Source organism: Pseudomonas ovata, from assembly GCF_003131185.1.
Classification (GTDB): Bacteria; Pseudomonadota; Gammaproteobacteria; order Pseudomonadales; family Pseudomonadaceae; genus Aquipseudomonas; species Aquipseudomonas ovata.
In genome coordinates, this window is the sequence record NZ_QFFU01000014.1 from 13,203 (window position 1) to 31,026 (window position 17,824).

Consider the following 17,824-nt stretch of genomic DNA (forward strand, 5'->3'; position numbering starts at 1 on the left):
TTGCGGGTTCTGCTGATCAAGACCTCTTCGCTGGGCGATGTGATCCACACCCTGCCGGCGCTCACCGATGCGGCGCGGGCCTTGCCGGGCGTGCGTTTCGACTGGGTGGTCGAGGAAGGCTTTGCCGAGATTCCGACTTGGCACCCGGCGGTCGACACGGTGATCCCGGTGGCGATCCGCCGCTGGCGCAAGAACCTCTGGCAAACCTGGAAGAATGGCGAGTGGCAGGGCTTCAAGCACCGCCTGCGCGAGACCGCCTATGACGTGGTGATCGACGCCCAGGGCCTGTTCAAGAGCGCCTGGCTGACCCGCTACGTCAACGCCCCGGTGGCCGGGCTGGACCGTGACTCGGCCCGTGAGCCGGTGGCCAGCCGCTTCTATGACCGGCGCTACCCGGTCGCCCGGGGCCAGCATGCGGTCGAGCGCCTGCGCCAGTTGTTTGCCCAGGCGCTGGGCTATGAGCTGCCGGCCGGCCTGGGCGATTACGGCCTCAAGCCGTTGCAGGTGCCTGAGGCTGGCCTTGAACACCCCTACGTGCTGTTTCTGCACGGCACCACCTGGGCCACCAAGCACTGGCCGGAGCTGTACTGGCGGCAATTGGCCGAGCGTATGGCCGCCCGCGGCCTGGACGTGCGCCTGCCGTGGGGCAACCCGGAAGAAAAGGCCCGCGCCGAGCGCATCGCCGCAGGGCTGGACAACGCCCGGGTGTTGCCAAAACTCAACCTGGCCGGCGTCGCCCGGGTGCTGGCCGGGGCCCAGGCCTGCGTGGCGGTGGATACCGGCATCGGTCATCTGGCCGCGGCGCTGGATGTGCCGACCCTGTCGCTGTTCGGCCCGACCAATGCCGGGCTGACCGGTGCCTATGGCCGCTCGCAGGTGCACCTGGCCAGCGACTGGCCGGCCTGTGCGCCGTGCCTGCAAAAGAAATGCACCTACAACCCGACCCCCGACGACCAGTCGCGGTTCGACCTCAAGCGCGAGTGGCCGTTGTGCTTCACTCGCGTGAATCCCGAGCGAGTAGCGAGCCAGTTGGGCGCGCTGTTGCTGGCAAAGGAACCTGGCTGATGCAACTGGCTTTTGTCCTCTATAAATACTTTCCGTTTGGCGGCCTGCAACGCGACTTCATGCGCATTGCCCAGGAGTGCCAGGCGCGCGGTCACAGCATTCGTGTCTACACCCTGATCTGGGAAGGCGAGGTGCCGCCCGGCTTCGAGGTGCTGGTGGCGCCGGTCAAGGCCCTCTTCAACCACCGGCGCAACGAGAAACTCAGCGCCTGGATGGCGCAGGACCTGGCCCGCCGCCCGGTCGACCGGCTGATCGGCTTCAACAAGATGCCCGGCCTGGACGTCTATTACGCCGCCGATGGCTGCTTTGAAGACAAGGCGCAGAACCTGCGTCACTCGTTGTACCGCAAGTGGGGCCGCTACCGGCATTTCGCCGAATACGAGCGCGCGGTGTTTGCACCCCAGGCCAGGACCCAGGTGCTGATGATCTCCGAGGTGCAGCAACCGCTGTTCATCAAGCACTACCACACCCCGTTGTCGCGCTTTCACCTGTTGCCGCCCGGCATTTCCCAGGACCGTCGTGCGCCGGCCGACGCGCCGCAGATCCGCGCCGCGTTCCGCCAGGAATTCGGCCTGGGCGAGCATGACCTGCTGCTGGTGCAGATCGGCTCCGGGTTCAAGACCAAGGGCGTGGACCGCAGCCTCAAGGCACTGGCTGCGCTGCCGGCCGAACTGAAAAAACGCACCCGGCTGTTTGTCATCGGCCAGGACGACCCCAAGGTCTTCCAGGTGCAGGCCAAGGCCCTGGGCTTGGGCGAACAGGTGACCTTCATGAAAGGCCGCAGCGACATCCCGCGCTTCCTGCTGGGGGCCGATGTGCTGATTCACCCGGCGTACAACGAAAACACCGGCACGGTGCTGCTTGAAGCGGCCGTCGCCGGGTTGCCGGTGCTGGTCAGCGCGGTGTGCGGCTATGCCCATTACATTAGTGAGGCCGATTGCGGCCGGGTGGCCGATGAGCCCTTCGAACAGGCGCAGTTCAACCGCTTGCTGGTAAACATGCTCGAAGACGACGCGGCCCGGCAGCGCTGGGCCCGCAATGGCCTGGCCTTTGCCGACAGCGCCGACCTGTACAGCATGCCGCAGCACGCGGCCGATGTGATTCTGGCGGAGCATGATCAATGAAGTTGTTTCTCGCTGAGCCCTTCAAGACGCTCTGGGCCGGGCGTGATGCCTTTGCCGAGGTCGAGCGCCTGCAGGGCCAGGTGTACCGCGAACTGGAAGGCCGGCGCACCTTGCGCACCGAGGTCGACGGACGCGGTTATTTCGTCAAGATCCACCGGGGCATCGGTTGGGGCGAGGTGGCCAAGAACCTGTTCAGCGCCAAGCTGCCGGTGCTGGGCGCCGGCCAGGAATGGAAAGCCATCGAGCGCCTGCACCAGGTCGGCGTGGCGACCATGACCGCCGTGGCCTATGGCGAGCGTGGTGGCAACCCGGCTGCCCAGCATTCGTTCATCATCACCGAAGAACTGGCACCGACCCTGAGCCTGGAAGACATCAGTCTGAACTGGCGTGCCGAACCGCCCGAGCCACGCCTCAAGCGCGCGCTGATTGCCGAGGTGGCCAGCATGGTCGGCGGCATGCACCGTGCCGGAGTCAACCACCGCGACTGCTATATCTGCCATTTCCTGCTGCACACCGACAAGCCGGTCACGGCGGACGATTTCCGCCTGTCGGTCATCGATCTGCACCGCGCCCAGACCCGTCGGGTCATTACCCCGCGCTGGCGCAACAAGGACCTGGCGGCGCTGTATTTCTCGGCACTGGACATCGGCCTGACCCGGCGTGACACGCTGCGCTTTCTCAAGGGTTATTTCCGTCAGCCGCTGCGCCAGATCCTCAAGCAGGAAGCGGCCTTGTTGCGCTGGCTGGAGAAAAAGGCCGACAAGCTCTACCAGCGCAAACTGCGCTACGGAGACGCGCTCTGATGGCGGGCTGGACTCTGGCGCCCGAGTACGCAGCATTGGCAGAGGATTTCGGCAGCCTGGAAGCGGTGTTTGCCCTGCAGGGCGAGCGCCTGACCCGCGACCCGTTGTCCGAGGTGATCCGCGTCGAGCGCGGTGGTGTGCAGTATTACGTCAAGCGCTACCGCGGTGCCGGCAAGGGTTTGCGTCGCTACCTGGGCCGGCCACGGGTCAAGTCCGAGTGGCAGAACCTCAAGCGCTTTGCCAAGTGGGGCATTCCCACCGCCGATGTGGTGGCCTGGGGGCTGGAACGCAATGGCGCGGTGTACGAGCGCGGTGCGCTGATCACCCGCGAGTTGCCCAACACCGAAGACCTCTGGGTGCTGGCCCAGCGCAAGGACCCGCGCCTGGATGATCCGGCCTGGGTCGACGGTATCAGCCGGCAACTGGCGCGCTACACCCGTATCCTGCACGACCACCACTTCACCCATAACGATCTGAAGTGGCGCAACCTGCTGGTCGACGACCAGGCGCGGCTGTACCTGATCGACTGCCCGAACGGCACGTTCTGGTGGGGGTTTCTGTTGCGCTATCGCATCACCAAGGACCTGGCGTGCCTGGACAAGGTCGCCAAATACCAGCTGTCGGTTACCCAGCGACTGCGTTTCTACCTGCAATACCGCGAGCGTTCGCACCTCAATGCCGCTGACAAGAAGCGCATCCGCCATGTACTCAGCTTTTTCGAGGGCCGCGAATGAACCCGTTCATTGCCAGTGCCGAACAGGCACTGCTGGAGCGTCATGGCCTGACCGACTTCCAGGCGCTGTGGAACCTGGCGCTGGAGGCGGTGGACGAGCCCAACACCGGTCGTGGCGGCTGGAGCAGCGTGTTCCGGCTGGACCTGGAAGGCCAGGGCTTCTACCTCAAGCGCCAGAGCAACTACCTGACCCACACCCTGCACCGTCCGTTTGGCGAACCGTCGTTTTCCCGTGAGTTTCGCAACATCAGCCGTTATCGGCAGATGGGCATTCCGGCCTTGCAAGCGGTGTTCTATGGCGAGCGCAAGGTGAACGGCGAGCGCCAGGCCATCCTCATGACCCGCGCGCTGGATGGCTGGACTGACCTGGATGCGTTACTGCAGCGCTGGAGCGAACTGCCCCGGGACCGGCGCCTGGCAATCCTGCGGGCGTGCGGCCTGCTGGCGCGCACTCTGCACGGTGCCGGCCAGATTCATGGCTGCTTCTACCCCAAGCACATTTTTGTGCAGGCTCAGGGCGCAGCGTACAACGCGCAGTTGATCGACCTGGAGAAGACCCGGCCGTCGCTGTTCGGCCAGCGTGACCTGACCAAGGACCTGGAACCGTTGTTTCGCCGTGCGCCGATGTGGACCCCGGCCGAACAGCGCGAACTGCTGGCGGCCTACCTGCGGGCACCGGTTGACGGCCCGGCGGTGGACGCCTGGCTGCTACGCTTGAGTCGACGCGGTAAACACAAGCAAAGAGAGAACCCTTGATGCGCCTAAGCGAACTCCAGAACGCCGGGCGTTCCCCGGCCTTGCCGCTGACCCTGACCCTGGCCGATGCAGCGGGCACCGCCGAACTGCAACTGCTGAGCCTGCTGCGCGTGCTGCCGGGCCAGCGTTATGTGGGTGCCGGCGTATGGCGCGGTCGCACCGTGCTGGCCAAGTTGCTGGTCGGACCCAAGGCTGCGCGGCACTTTCAGCGCGAGCGCGACGGTGTGCTGCTGCTGGCCGACCAGGGCATTACCACGCCGCTGTTGCTGGCGGATGGCTTGCAGGAAGGCGAGGGCGGCTGGCTATTGTTTGAACTGCTGGAAAATGCCCCGAGCCTGGGCCAGACCTGGGAAAAGGTGCAGCACCTGCCGGCCCTGGCCGATGAACAGCAGGCGGTGCTGGGTGAGGCGCTGACGGCGATCGGACAACTGCACCTCAAAGGCCTGTGGCAACAAGACCTGCATCTGGACAACCTGTTGCGCCATGGCGGCCGGTCGTACTGGATCGACGGCGCCGGTATTTGTGTCGAACAGCCCGGCCAGCCGTTGTCGCGGCAAAAGGTGCTGGAGAACCTCGGCGTGTTCTTTGCCCAGCTGCCCAAGCGTTTCGAGCCGTTTACCGAAGAGCTGCTGCTGCATTACCTGCTCAGCAATGGCGAACATGGCCTGCCCATGGAAGCGCTGCAAAAGCAGATCGACAAGGTGCGCCAGTGGCGCCTGAAGGATTTCCTGGCCAAGAGCGGGCGCGAATGCAGCCTGTTCAGTGTCGTCGACACTGCCTCGGGGTTCCAGGCCATCCGCCGCGAGGAGATCGAGGCGATGCAGCCGGTGCTGGACCGGGCCGACGACCTGCTTGCCACCGGCCATCTGTACAAGACCGGCGGTGCGGCCAGTGTCGGACGGGTCGAGGTCCAGGGCCGGCCATTGGTGATCAAACGCTACAACATCAAGGGCTTCGGCCACTGGCTCAAGCGCTTCTGGCGCCCGAGCCGGGCCTGGCACTCCTGGCGCGAAGCCAACCGCCTGATGTTCCTCGACATCGCTACGCCCAGACCGCTGGCGGTGCGCGAGGAGCGGGTGCTGGGGTTGCGGCGCCGGGCCTGGCTGGTGACCGAATACATCGACGGTCCCGACCTGATCGAGCGCTTTGCGCCGTACGTCGACACCGCCGCAGTGCCCGAGGCCGAGCTGCAGGCGCTGGACACCCTGTTCGAGCAACTGCGCCGCGAGCGCATCAGCCACGGTGACCTCAAGGGCCACAACCTGTTCTGGCATCAGGGGCGCTGGGTACTGATCGACCTCGACGCCATGTGCCAGCACAGCTCACAGGCCGCCTTTGCCACGGCCTACGCCCGCGATCGCGAGCGTTTGCTGCGCAACTGGCCTGCCGACAGCGCCCTGTACCGGATGCTGGAACAGCGTATCGCGGCCACGGTGGAATAAGCAGGGATCTTCGATGCCTGACAGCTTGTCGAGCCGGATTTCCCCACACAATCTCCACATTCCTCCCATCATCGCTCCACACCGCGCCGGCAGACTTTCCCCATAGCAAACAGGGAGAGTCCCCATGAATCGAAGTCTGGCAATGAAACTGGGCACGATCGCGTTTTTGATCATGCTGTTGATGATTCCGCTGTTGATGATCGGCGGCCTGATCGGCGAGCGCCAGGCGCTGCGCGAGTCGGTGCTCGATGACATCGCGCGCAGCTCCAGCACCAGCCAGTCCCTCAGCGGACCGCTGGTGGTGGTGCCGTACCGCAAGACCGTGCGGGTGTGGAAGACCCATGAAAAAACCGCCGAGCGCTACCAGGACATCAGCCTGGAGCGCGGCTACCTGTTCTTCTTGCCGGAGCGTTTCGACCTCGATGGCAAGGTGCGCACCGAGGTGCGGGCCCGTGGGATCTACGAGGCGCGTCTGTTTCACGCCGACAGCCATATCAGCGGCCACTTCCAGTTGCCGGACCGGCTGGGCCTGGATGAGGATTTCGATGACTATGCCTTCGACCGTCCGTACCTGGCCATCGGCATCACGGATGTGCGCGGCATCGAAAATGCCCTGAAACTGCAACTCAATGGCCAGGACCTGGATTTCGAGCCGGGCACGCGGGTCAGCCAGCTGGGCGAAGGCGTCAGCGCCAACTTGCCGATGCTTGATGGCAAGCAGGCGGTGCGCCTGGACTTTGGCTTCGACCTGAACCTGCAAGGCACCGGCAAGCTCAATGTCACGCCCATCGGCAAGAGCACCCGGGTGCATCTGGCCGCCGACTGGCCACACCCCAGCTTCATTGGCAATTACCTGCCGACGCAGCGCGACGTCTCTGCCACAGGCTTTGATGCGACCTGGCAGACCACGTTCTTCTCCACCAACCTGGAGCAGGCGATGGATCAGTGCCTGAGCAGCAACGAGTGCCTGGAGCTGCAGAATCGCACGTTCGGCGTGAGCTTCATCGACCCGGTGGACCAGTACCTGAAAAGCGACCGCGCCATCAAATATGCGCTGCTGTTCATTGCCCTGACCTTTGCCGGCTTCTTTCTGTTCGAGGTGCTCAAGAGCATGGCGGTGCACCCGGTGCAGTACGCACTGGTCGGTGCGGCGCTGGCGCTGTTCTACCTGATGCTGTTGTCGTTGTCCGAGCACCTGGGATTCGCCAGGGCCTATGCGCTGTCGGCGGGGGCGTGTGTGCTGCTGATCGGCTTCTATGTCAGCCATGTATTGCGCGGCGTCATCAAGGGGGTGGGGTTTGCTGCGGCGCTGGCCGCGTTGTATGGCCTGCTGTACGGGTTGCTCAGCGCCGAAGACTACGCCTTGCTGATGGGCTCGCTGTTGCTGTTCGGGTTGCTGGGGGTGTTCATGGTCCTGACCCGCAAGCTGGACTGGTACGCCATCGCACCGGGGATCACGGTTGCAGAGCTTGTGGGAGAACCCCCCGCCGCCGAACCGGCCGTCGTGGAGTCGGGAGCGCCGCAATGAGGGAGGAATCGCTGTTGCGCCAGGAGCAACGCCTGGCCCGGGACCTGCTGGTGCAACTGGTCAGCCTGCTGCCGGCACCGCCGCCGGCAGCAGGCCGCAGGTTCAGGCAGAGGGCTGGGTGGCCCGCATCGAAGGCCGCTGGTTGACCTCGAAGTACCAGTTGGCCAGGCGCGGGTAGCTGTTGCGCCAGTTGAGGTCGGGCTGGCGGAAGTCCAGGTAGCCCAGGGCGGCGGCCACGCTGATGGCGGCGACATCGAAGGGCGGTGCGCTCAGCTCGGTGATCGCCTCCTGGTCGAAGTAGCTCAGGGTGCGTTCGATCTTGCCCTGCTGGTTGTCCAGCCACAGCGGCCAATGCAGTTCCTGGGGCCGCAGGGCTGTTTCGTAGCGGATCAGCAGCGCGGCATCGAGCAGGGCATCGGCCAGTGACGCCAGGGTCAGGCGTCGCCAGCGGGCCGAACCTTCACGCGGGATCAGCGGATTGCCGACGTGCTGGTGGTCCAGGTAGTCGAGAATGACCCGGCTGTCATGGATGACATTGCCGTCTGCCAGGCGCAACGCCGGCAGCTTGCCGGCCGGGTTGTCATGGTTGAGTTCGGTGGAGGGATTGACCGGCGTCAGGACCGTCGGCTGCAACTGGACCCTGTCGAACTGGCCGGTTTCATGAAGCAGGATGACCACTTTGCGCACATACGGCGACGCCGGGTTGTAATGCAGGGTCATGGTGGGCGCTGACATGCGTGTTCCTCGATAGGGGCAGGCCCATAGACTAGTCAGCACCCGATGACTGCGCAATGTCTGTGCACGGGCGGCTTTGCCGCTGTAGGAGCGCGCTTGCCCGCGATCGAGTGCGCAGCGCTCGCAAAATTGTCGAGACGCCACAAAATCATGACTGCGAACGCATTAAGAATTGGCGAAACGCTGAAAATTTACGACTGCTACGCAGCCGGTCGCGGTGGTCCGGCATTCCGGCAAGCGCGCTCCTACGGCACGGGCACGGGCACGGGCAGTGCCGCCTGTGCCATCAGCGGCGTTTCAGCAGGCCGCGCAGGCTCAGGGCGGCGGCGATGCCCATGCCCAGCCACACCGGCATGTCCCACGCGCCATCACCCAGCAGGGCGCAGAACAGGCCGATGGCGGTCAACAGGCCGATCCAGGTCGGGGCGGCAAAGGTCTTCCACAGGGTCGAAGGCTTGCCGCTCATGCCGTCACCTGTGCGCTTGCACGGCGGGCGCGGCGCTTGACCCACCACAGGTACAGCCCGCTGCCCAGCACGATAACCGTCAGCACATCCAGCACTGCCCAGAGGATCTTCATCGGCAGGCCGCCGTAGTCGCCAAAGTGCAGCGGTTGCGACATGGCCAGGGCGTCCATGTACCAGGGCCGGGCGATCACGGCGGTGACCTGCAAGGTGCGGGCGTCGATCAACACCGGGGTCCACAGGTGCGAGGTCAGGTGCGTGCTGCCCTTCATGAACACCGCATAGTGGTGCTCGCTGGAAAACCGTGTGCCGGGAAAGGCAATGAAGTCCGGGGTCATGCCGGGCGTGGCGGCCTTGGCAATGGTGACCAGTTCATCGGCCGGGGCACGCCCGGTCAGCGGCGGGGCATCGCGATACGGCGCGATCATGCTGACCAGCGCGTCGTTGCGCCATGAACTGATCAACAAGTCGGCGCAGGCGCTGATCACCCCGGTAATCCCTACCACCAGCACCCAGGTCAGGGTGACGATGCCGATCAGGTTATGCAGGTCGAGCCAGCGCGTGCGTGGCGACTTGTCGACCCGCACGCTGGCAAAGCCCAGCTTGCGCATGAACGGCGCATACAGCACGGTGCCGGACACGATCGCCACCACGAACAGCAGCCCCATGAACGCCAGCAGCAGCTTGCCGGGCAATTCGGCATACAGGTCCACATGCAGGCGCAGCATGACCATCATGAAGCCGCCGTTGGCCGAGGGCATCGGCAGGGCTTCGCCGGTGCGCGCATCCAGGGCGAAGGTGTGCGACAGGTTGGGTTCAGTGCCGGCGGTGGCTGCGGTGATGGCCATGACCCCGTCAGGTTCGTCTTCGTCCCAGCCGAAGTACTGCATGACCTCGCCGGGCCGATAGGCTTCGGCCGCCTCGACCAGCCGTTGCAGGTTCAGGTGCGGCGTGCCGGCCGGCATGTCGCGATAAGCGGGTGTGTCACCCAGGGCGTGGTCGATTTCATGGTGGAAGATCAGCGGCAGGCCGGTCAGGGCCAGCATCAGCAGAAACAGCGTGCAGATCAGGCTGCTCCAGGTGTGCACGAAGGACCAGCGGCGCACGGTATGGCTTTTCATGTGGGGTTCCAGCGGCGGGCGGGTCGCAGGTGAGGCGACCCTGAATGCTCCCTAGCCGTATGAAACGACAAAAGTGACAGGGCCGAGGTGTTTCAGGGTTTTGCTGTGGCAGCGCCCTTGGCGTCTTCACGCGGTTCGACGCGAGTCCACCACGGCGTGTGCTGTTCGATGCGCACCGGCAGGGTCGGCAGCAGCGCTTTGAGCGCCAGGTCGGTGTCGGCCAGCGGGAAGCTGCCGGTGATGCGCAGGTCGGCCACCCGGGCATCACTGCCCAGGTAGCCGGGCCGGTAGCGGCTCAGCTCGGCGAGCAGATCGGCCAGGCGCACGTTGTCGACCACCAGCATGCCGCGTACCCAGGCGTCGCTGCCGGCCGGCAGGCTGAGCAGCGGTCCCAGCCCGTCGGCCTGGATCAGCACCTGCTGGCCTTCGCGCAGCATCTGTTCGCCGTTCATGCGCTGCGGTTGTGCGGCCACCGCCGCTTGCAGCACGCTCAGGCGCGTGCCGGCGCTTTCACGGCGCACCAGAAAGCGCGTGCCCAGGGCGCGCACCCGGCCGTCACGGGTTTCGACGATGAACGGGCGCGGGTCGTCGTGGCTGGCGGTCTCGATCAGGATTTCACCGTCGCGCAGGATCACCCGGCGCTGTTGCCCGTCAAAGCGTACGTCGATGGCACTGTGGGTATTGAGGCGCACCAGGGTGTTGTCAGCCAGGCGAATGCTGCGTTGCTCGCCGGTGGCAGTGCGCTGGTCGGCCAGCCAGTAACCCAGGGGCAGGTAGCGGTCGCCGATGAACAGTGCCAGCCCCACCGCCAGGCACAGGCCGGCCAGGCCGCTGCCGAGCTTGCCGACCCGCCGGCGCAGGGCGGTGGGTGATTGCTGCAAGGCGCGGCGTGCCGGGCCTGCCGGCAGTTCGAAGCGCTGGTTGAGCAGGCCCAACTGGCTCCAGGCCCGGGCGTGCTCTTCACTGGCGCCCAGCCAGCGAGCAAAGTCCTGGCGCTCGGCGGCATCCTCGGCGGTGCTGTCCAGGCTCAGTTGCCAGGCAATGGCCGCCTCCAGCACATGGGCCGGGACCGGACGCGAAGACAGGCTCATCTCAGGTCGGCTCGCCGTACAGGGCCACATAACACTGGCGCATGGCCTGGGCCAGGTACTGGCGGACCCTGGACACCGACACGCCGAGGCGCTCGGCGATTTCGGCATGGTTCAGGCCGTCCAGGCGGTTGTACAGGAAGGCGGCGCGGGCCTTGCTCGACAGCCTGGCGAGCATCGCATCGATGGCTTTCAGGTCTTCGAGAATCAGGTGCTGGTCTTGCGGCGAGGGATGCTCGGCCGGCGGCAGGTGCGCCAGTTCATCGAGCCAGGCCTGTTCCAGCGCGGCGCGGCGGAAGTGATCGAACAGCAGGCCCCGGGCCACGGCGGCGAGAAAGGCGCGCGGCTGCTGGGGCGCCTTGAGCTCGCTGCGCCCCAGCAGGCGCACGAAGGTGTCCTGGCTGAGGTCTTCGGCCCGCTGCGGGCAGGCGACGTTGCGCCGTAGCCAGCCCAGCAACCAGCCGCGATGATCGCGATACAACGCGCCGACAATCTCGCTGCGAGGGTTATGGACTGACGACACGAAAGGCCCCAAACAAGGATGCGTTAACTAACGAGAACGATTCGCGATTCTGTCAGAGCGCTATCGGGCTGGCAATCGACGTTTGTCGCCTGCCGGGGGCATTGCCGTCGTGGGTCAGAACGAAGGCGACTGCTTGCGTCGCCGCCATTGGCTCAAAGCCTGCTCCAGGCGCGCCGGACTGTCGATCTGCTGGCGGCGGGCATGGCTGAACAGGATCAGTGCCAGTTCGGCGGTGACCAGGGCATCGGCGCTGGCGTGGTGGCGTTCTTCGGCGTGCAGGCCGAAATGTGCGGTCCAGTCGTCCAGTCCGGCCTGGCGCAGGTGCGCCTGCTCGCACAGCATCGGCGCCATCTCGGCGACATCCAGGAATGGATGCAGCAAGCGGTAGCCCAGGCTGTCCTTGAGCGCGCGGGTCAGCATGTGCTGGTCGAAGGGCGCATGAAAGGCCAGCACCGGGCTGTCGCCCAGAAAGGCCATGAAGTCCAGCAAGGCTTCGACCGGCTCGCAGCCAGCGGCGATGGCGCTGGGCGCCAGGCCGTGGATCAGCACGGCGGGGCTGACCTGATGGTCGACGCGCTGGATGGTGCATTCGAACTGCTGGCCCAGGTCGATGGCGCCGTCCTCGATGACCACCGCGCCAATCGACAGCACCTGGTCGCGGCTCATGTTCAGGCCGCTGGTCTCCAGGTCCAGCACCACCCAGCGCTGCTGGCGCAAGGGGTGCTCACCAAGTGCTGCGCAGGCCGGCAGGGCGTCCAGGCGCCGTTGCTGGTCTTCATCCAGCGGTGTTTTCTTGCTGCGTGGCCGCAGCCAGTGGAACAGGTTCATAGTTGGTATCGCAGGCTCAGGCTGGTTTGCAGGCGCTGGGCCTGGCGGAACGACTCGCGCAGGATACGCCGGTCCAGGTGGTTCAGGGTGTCGGGGTCGATCCGATTGGAATACGGCAGGTTCTGCCGGCTCTGCAACTGGTGCTGCTGCATGCGCGTCTGCTGGATGAAGTGGTAGGCCTCTTCATAGGCGGCGCCGTCGAGCGGGTCGATGACTTCACGCTCGACCAGCTGGCGCAGGCGCTCCAGGGTATTGATAGCCTCGATACCGTTGGCCAGCGCCAGCAGCCGGGCGCCGTCGACGAACGGGGTCAGGCCTTCGGTCTTGAGGTCCAGGGTGTCCTTGTCGCTGCCCTTGCGCGCCAGCACGAAATCCTTGAAACGCCCCACCGGCGGGCGATGGCGCAAGGCGTTGTCGGCCAGCATGCGCTGGAACAGGCGGTTGTCGGCCACCTGCCCGAGAATGCCACGGCGCAGGCTGTCGCCGCCGCTTTCCTCGCCCCAGACCACGCGCAGGTCGAAATAGATGCTCGAAGCCAGCAGGTTTTCCGGGGTCGCTTCGCGGATAAAGGCCGAGAAGCGCCGCGCCCATTCGCTGCGCGACAGGCACAGCTCCGGGTTGCCGGCCATGATATTGCCCTTGCACAGGGTAAAGCCGCACAGCGCCAGGCTCTGGTTGATGCGTTCGGCCAGCGGCAGCAGGCGCTCGCGGATCTCGGCGGCCTGCCGGGCGTCCTGGGCCTCGAACAGGATGCCGTTGTCCTGGTCGGTGTGCAGGGTCTGCTCGCGCCGGCCCTCACTGCCAAAGCACAGCCAACTGAACGGCACGCCCGGGTCGCCCTGTTCTTCCAGGGTCAGCTCGATGACCCGGCACACGGTATGGTCGTTGAGCAGGGTGATGATCTGGGTGATCTGCGTCGACGAGGCGCCGTGGGCCAGCATGCGGTCGACCAGTTGCACGATGTCGCCGCGCAGGTGCACCAGCGCTTCGATGCGCGGCGCATTGCGAATGGTGCGCGCCAGGTGCACCAGGTCGACCCGTTGCAGAGAGAACAGGTCGCGCTCGGACACCACGCCACACAGCCGCCCGTCGCGCACCAGGCACACATGGGCAATGTGCCGGCCGGTCATGGCGATGGCGGCATCGAAGGCGCTGGCGTCGGGGCTCAGGTAGAACGGTGACGGGCTCATGAAGCGGGCAATCGGGTGGCTGAAGTCGGCGCTCACATCGGCGACGGCCTCACGCAGGTCGCGCAGGGTGAAGATGCCCTGCGGTGCCTGGTGCTCGTCGACAATCACGATGCTGCCGACCTGCTGTTCATGCATCAGCTTGACCGCTTCGCGCATCGGCGTCTCGGCGCTGCACATCACCGGGTGACGCATGGCCAGTTCGCCCAGCCGGGTATTGAGCGAGTATTGAGTACCCAGGGTCTGCGCCGCCTGTTGCTGGACCTGCAGGTTGACCTGCTCCAGCAGGCTGCTGACCCCGCGCAGGGCAAAGTCGCGAAAGCAGGTCGACAAGGCAAACAGCTTGATGAAGGCTGGCTTGTTCAGTTGCAGGCAAAAGGTGTCTTCGGCTGCCAGGTGTTCGGTGCGGGTGGCGCGCTCGCCCAGCAGGGCGGCCAGCGGAAAGCACTCGCCAGTGGTGATTTCAAAGGTGGTTTCAGTGCCACGCCTGGCCGAATGCGGACGCTCGCCCACTACCCGGCCTTGTTTGACAATGTAAAAGTGCTCCACGGGACCGTCGGCAGGCTTGATGATGCTGTCCTGTGCGGCATAGAAACGCAGTTGGCACTGTTCCACCAGGTACGCCAGGTGGGCGTTTTCCATCTGGTTGAACGGGGGGAATTTCTGCAGGAACTGCATGGTGCCGTGGATGTTCTGCAGCACCGCAGTTTTGCCTGCCTCGGTGAAGGCATCTGCTTTACTCATGACGTGTACCGCATTTTTTGTTATTGAAGGCCATGGTCGGCTGCTTGCCACCGGGTGCCCATTGGACGTAAGTCTTACCCAGGCGCAGAACCATGCCCTCGGTCGTTTTGCCAGGATGGCAGGCGCCTTACCGTGCTACAGGTTGTATTGAACGGCTGGTACAGTGAGTCCAGGCAATGATGAGATTCCCATGATCGACCACGACATTCTCAGCGACGAAGAGCGTGAGGCACTCAATGAAGTCATGCACGCCGCGCCCTGCAATGCACCACAGCGGGTGCTGATCGTCGATGACGACGCCGACTCGCGCGAGTTGCTGGCTGAAATCCTCAGCCTCAACGACCTCAGCTGCCTGACCGCCTCGGGGGTTGAAAGCGCCTTGCGGACGCTGCACAACCACCCCTCGATCGGCCTGTTGATCACTGACCTGCGCATGGCCCCCAGCGACGGCCTGGAGCTGGTGCGCACCGTGCGCGACTCGACCCGCGCCGAACTGCCGATCATCATCGTCTCCGGCGACGCCAACGTGCGCGACGCCATCGATGCGATGCACCTGAGCGTGCTGGACTTTCTGCTCAAGCCCATCAATACCAAACAACTGGTCAAACTGGTCAAGCGCGAACTGGGGGTGGCCTGAAATCAGGCGGCATTCATGGGAGCAACCAAAGGTTGCGATTGCATCCTGCCAGCCGCCGGCGATATTGAATGTACCGGCCCTTTCGCGACCGCTGGTCGCTCCCACAGGATCCATGCCAGACCTTGACCAGGGACCAGACGCAAAACCCGTGGGAGCGACCAACGGTCGCGAATGCATCCTGCCAGCCGCCGGAAATATTGAATGTACCGGCCCTTTCGCGACCGCTGGTCGCTCCCACAGGATCTATGTCAGACCTTGAACAGGGGCCAGACGCAAAACCCGTGGGAGCGACCAACGGTCGCGAATGCTATGTGACAGGCGCTGAATAAGGGTGACTGTACCAGCCCCTTCGTGCTGGACTTTCTGCTCAAGCCCATCAATACCAAACAACGGGTCAGGCGCGAACTGGGGGTGCTGTAGGAGCGCGCTTGCCCGCGACCGGCTGCGTTAGCAGTCGTAAAATTGTGGCGTTTCGCAGATTTTGCGGATGTATTAGCAGTCGTAAATTTTCAGCGTTTCCGAGAATTTACGACTGCTGCGCAGCCGGTCGCGGGCAAGCGCGCTCCTACACCCCCCCACCATCAGTTCATCTGGCGGGCCTTGAACTCACGGCGGCGGCGGTGCAGCACCGGCTCCGTATAGCCGTTGGGCTGGCGGGTGCCTTCCAGCACCAGTTCGACCGCCGCCTGGAAGGCGATGTTGCTGTCGAAGTCCGGGGCCAGCGGGCGGTACAGCGGGTCGTTGGCGTTCTGCCGGTCGACCACCACGGCCATGCGTTGCAGGCTTTCCAGTACCTGCTCACGACTGACCACGCCATGACGCAGCCAGTTGGCCATGTGCTGGCTGGAGATGCGCAAGGTGGCGCGGTCTTCCATCAGGCCGATGTCGTTGATGTCCGGCACCTTCGAGCAGCCCACGCCCTGGTCGATCCAGCGCACCACGTAGCCGAGGATGCCCTGGGCGTTGTTGTCCAGTTCGTTGCGCAGTTCTTCCGGCGTCCAGTCAGTGCTGGTGGCCAGCGGGATAGTCAGGATGTCGTCCACCGAGGCCTGTTCGCGCGTGGCCAGCTCGGCCTGGCGGGCGAATACATCGACCGTGTGATAGTGCAGTGCGTGCAGCACCGCGGCAGTGGGCGAGGGCACCCAGGCCGTGTTGGCTCCGGCCAGCGGGTGGGCGATCTTCTGTTCCAGCATCAGCGCCATCAGGTCGGGCATGGCCCACATGCCCTTGCCGATCTGGGCCCGGCCCTGCAGGCCGCAGCGCAGGCCGACGTCGACGTTGGCATTCTCGTAGGCACCGATCCATTTCTCGGCCTTCATCTGCGCCTTGCGCACCATGGGGCCGGCCTCCATCGAGGTGTGGATCTCGTCGCCGGTGCGGTCCAGGAAGCCGGTGTTGATGAACACCACCCGCTCGCTGGCGGCCTGGATGCAGGCCTTGAGGTTGACCGTGGTGCGCCGCTCCTCGTCCATGATGCCGACCTTGAGGGTGTTGCGGGTCAGGCCCAGCACCTGTTCGATGCGTTCGAACAGTTCGTTGGTGAAGGCCACTTCTTCAGGGCCGTGCATCTTCGGTTTGACGATGTACACCGAGCCGCTGCGGCTGTTGCTGCGCGAGGTGTTGCCCTTGAGGTTGTGCATGGCCGCCAGGCTGGTCACCAGGCCGTCGAGAATGCCCTCGGGCACTTCGTTGCCGTGTTTGTCGAGGATGGCGTCGATGGTCATCAGGTGGCCCACGTTGCGGATGAACAGCAACGAGCGGCCATGCAGGGTGATTTCACCGCCGGCCGGGGTGGTGTAGCTGCGGTCCGGGTACAGGGTGCGGGTGAAGGTTTCGCCACCTTTGTTCACCGTCTCGGCCAGGTCGCCCTTCATCAGGCCCAGCCAGTTGCGGTAGACCAGGGTCTTGTCATCGGCGTCGACGGCCGCGATGGAGTCTTCGCAGTCCATGATGGTGGTCAGGGCGGCTTCGAGCAGGACATCCTTGATGCCGGCCGGGTCGGTCTGGCCGACCTGGCTGCCGGCGTCGATCTGGATTTCCAGGTGCAGGCCGTTGTGCTTGAGCAGGATGGCAATGGGCGCGGCGGCATCGCCCTGGAAACCGACCAGTCGGGCGTCATCGCGCAGGCCGGTCTGTTCACCGTCGTCGAGGGTGACGACCAGCTTGCCGTCGACCACGGCATACGCGCTGGACCGGACATGCGAGCCATGGGCCAAGGGCACGGCCTGGTCGAGCAACTGACGGGCAAAGGCGATCACTTTGTCGCCACGCACCCGGTTGTAACCCTTGCCGCGCTCGGCGCCGCCTTCGTCACTGATGGCATCGGTGCCATAAAGTGCGTCATACAGCGAGCCCCAGCGGGCATTGGCGGCGTTGAGGGCAAAGCGGGCGTTCATCACCGGCACCACCAATTGCGGGCCGGCCATGCGAGCGATTTCGTCGTCGACATTCCGGGTGCTGATCTGCACCGCGTCAGGCTCGGGCAGCAGGTAGCCGATGTCCTGCAGGAACGCCTTGTAGGCGCTGGCATCAAGCGTGCTGCCTGCATGGGTCTGATGCCAGGCATCGATTCTGGCTTGCAACGCGTCGCGCCTGGCCAGCAGAGCGCGGTTCTTGGGGGCCAGTTCATGAATCAGTGCATCCGCGCCGCTCCAGAAGGCCGCGGCCTCGACGCCGGTTCCAGGAACGGCCTCGTTCTGCACGAAATCGAACAGGACCTTGGCGACCCGCAGATCGCCGACTTGAACGTATTCAGTCATTGCCTTGCCTCACTCTGCTCAGCGGTGTTGCGCCCTTTTATTGCGGGCACATTTGATTGATTGTGGTATTTGTTGGGTGTGAAACCACTTATGTAGTGCGCGCAGAGGAATACTACATGATGATTTGACGGGTGAGAATGCGACTAAAATACGTCACCAAACGACCGCATGGTTCTGCCTGGTCATATAAGGCGCAGGCATTGGTATCGTTCTGGCAGGGTATTGTCGAAATCCGGGCAAAACCGTACAGGAATCGTGCCGGACCGGTCTGACCAGTAAGCATGCATG

Annotated in this window: 16 protein-coding genes; 8 read left to right on the forward strand and 8 right to left on the reverse strand. The window is 64.7% G+C overall.

The genetic code is table 11. The features are described from left to right. The 7 genes from waaC (at window position 1) to creD (ending at window position 7,451) form a co-directional block, all read left to right on the forward strand. Window positions 1–1,065, forward strand: a complete 1,065-nt coding sequence (gene waaC / locus DGA31_RS18225) for a lipopolysaccharide heptosyltransferase I (protein ID WP_056841397.1) — start codon at window positions 1–3, stop codon at window positions 1,063–1,065. Next, the gene (locus DGA31_RS18230; protein ID WP_109513505.1) at window positions 1,065–2,189 is read left to right on the forward strand and encodes a glycosyltransferase family 4 protein; all 1,125 of its coding nucleotides are present in this window, start codon (window positions 1,065–1,067) and stop codon (window positions 2,187–2,189) included. Before waaC ends, DGA31_RS18230 begins: the two co-directional genes overlap by 1 nt. After that, on the forward strand, window positions 2,186–2,992 hold the full coding sequence (gene rfaP, locus DGA31_RS18235; RefSeq protein ID WP_056841399.1) for a lipopolysaccharide core heptose(I) kinase RfaP: 807 nt from the start codon (window positions 2,186–2,188) through the stop codon (window positions 2,990–2,992). Before DGA31_RS18230 ends, rfaP begins: the two co-directional genes overlap by 4 nt. Continuing rightward, complete coding sequence (locus tag DGA31_RS18240) at window positions 2,992–3,726, forward strand: lipopolysaccharide kinase InaA family protein (RefSeq protein ID WP_056841400.1); 735 nt, start codon at window positions 2,992–2,994, stop codon at window positions 3,724–3,726. Before rfaP ends, DGA31_RS18240 begins: the two co-directional genes overlap by 1 nt. Beyond that, the gene (locus tag DGA31_RS18245) at window positions 3,723–4,481 is read left to right on the forward strand and encodes a lipopolysaccharide kinase InaA family protein (RefSeq protein ID WP_109513506.1); all 759 of its coding nucleotides are present in this window, start codon (window positions 3,723–3,725) and stop codon (window positions 4,479–4,481) included. Before DGA31_RS18240 ends, DGA31_RS18245 begins: the two co-directional genes overlap by 4 nt. Then, window positions 4,481–5,923 (forward strand): lipopolysaccharide kinase InaA family protein, encoded by a 1,443-nt coding sequence (locus DGA31_RS18250; protein WP_109513507.1) that lies wholly within the window; start codon window positions 4,481–4,483, stop codon window positions 5,921–5,923. The genes DGA31_RS18245 and DGA31_RS18250 overlap by 1 nt, the downstream gene beginning before the upstream one ends. Window positions 5,924–6,047: 124 nt before the next feature. Continuing rightward, entirely contained in the window at window positions 6,048–7,451 is a 1,404-nt protein-coding gene (creD, locus tag DGA31_RS18255) for a cell envelope integrity protein CreD (protein WP_109513508.1), read from the forward strand. Window positions 7,452–7,553: 102 nt separating this feature from the next. On the opposite strand, the gene DGA31_RS18260 is transcribed toward creD, so the two are convergent. The 7 genes from DGA31_RS18260 to DGA31_RS18290 all read right to left on the reverse strand — a co-directional run bounded on the left by DGA31_RS18260 (window position 7,554) and on the right by DGA31_RS18290 (window position 14,140). Beyond that, entirely contained in the window at window positions 7,554–8,186 is a 633-nt protein-coding gene (locus tag DGA31_RS18260; protein ID WP_161959204.1) for a glutathione S-transferase family protein, read from the reverse strand. Window positions 8,187–8,472: 286 nt separating this feature from the next. Next, window positions 8,473–8,652 carry a hypothetical protein gene (locus DGA31_RS18265; RefSeq protein ID WP_056841404.1) on the reverse strand — a complete coding sequence of 60 codons (180 nt, stop codon included), beginning with the start codon at window positions 8,650–8,652 and terminating at the stop codon, window positions 8,473–8,475. Further along, on the reverse strand, window positions 8,649–9,770 hold the full coding sequence (locus tag DGA31_RS18270; RefSeq protein ID WP_109513509.1) for a PepSY-associated TM helix domain-containing protein: 1,122 nt from the start codon (window positions 9,768–9,770) through the stop codon (window positions 8,649–8,651). The genes DGA31_RS18265 and DGA31_RS18270 overlap by 4 nt, the downstream gene beginning before the upstream one ends. 92 nt (window positions 9,771–9,862) lie before the next feature. Continuing rightward, on the reverse strand, window positions 9,863–10,855 hold the full coding sequence (locus DGA31_RS18275) for a FecR domain-containing protein (protein WP_109513562.1): 993 nt from the start codon (window positions 10,853–10,855) through the stop codon (window positions 9,863–9,865). A 7-nt stretch (window positions 10,856–10,862) separates the two neighbouring features. Further along, a complete protein-coding gene (locus tag DGA31_RS18280; RefSeq protein ID WP_056841524.1) occupies window positions 10,863–11,381 on the reverse strand; it encodes an RNA polymerase sigma factor in 519 nt (172 codons plus the stop codon). Window positions 11,382–11,495: 114 nt separating this feature from the next. Next, on the reverse strand, window positions 11,496–12,209 hold the full coding sequence (locus tag DGA31_RS18285) for a 3'-5' exonuclease (protein ID WP_109513510.1): 714 nt from the start codon (window positions 12,207–12,209) through the stop codon (window positions 11,496–11,498). Next, entirely contained in the window at window positions 12,206–14,140 is a 1,935-nt protein-coding gene (locus DGA31_RS18290) for a putative nucleotidyltransferase substrate binding domain-containing protein (protein ID WP_109513511.1), read from the reverse strand. The genes DGA31_RS18285 and DGA31_RS18290 overlap by 4 nt, the downstream gene beginning before the upstream one ends. A 190-nt stretch (window positions 14,141–14,330) precedes the next feature. Between DGA31_RS18290 and DGA31_RS18295 the strand changes: the two genes are divergently transcribed. Continuing rightward, window positions 14,331–14,777 carry a response regulator gene (locus DGA31_RS18295; protein WP_109513512.1) on the forward strand — a complete coding sequence of 149 codons (447 nt, stop codon included), beginning with the start codon at window positions 14,331–14,333 and terminating at the stop codon, window positions 14,775–14,777. Window positions 14,778–15,358: 581 nt separating this feature from the next. Here DGA31_RS18295 and DGA31_RS18300 read toward each other — a convergent pair. Next, the gene (locus tag DGA31_RS18300; protein ID WP_109513513.1) at window positions 15,359–17,536 is read right to left on the reverse strand and encodes a malate synthase G; all 2,178 of its coding nucleotides are present in this window, start codon (window positions 17,534–17,536) and stop codon (window positions 15,359–15,361) included. Window positions 17,537–17,824 lie beyond the last annotated feature (288 nt).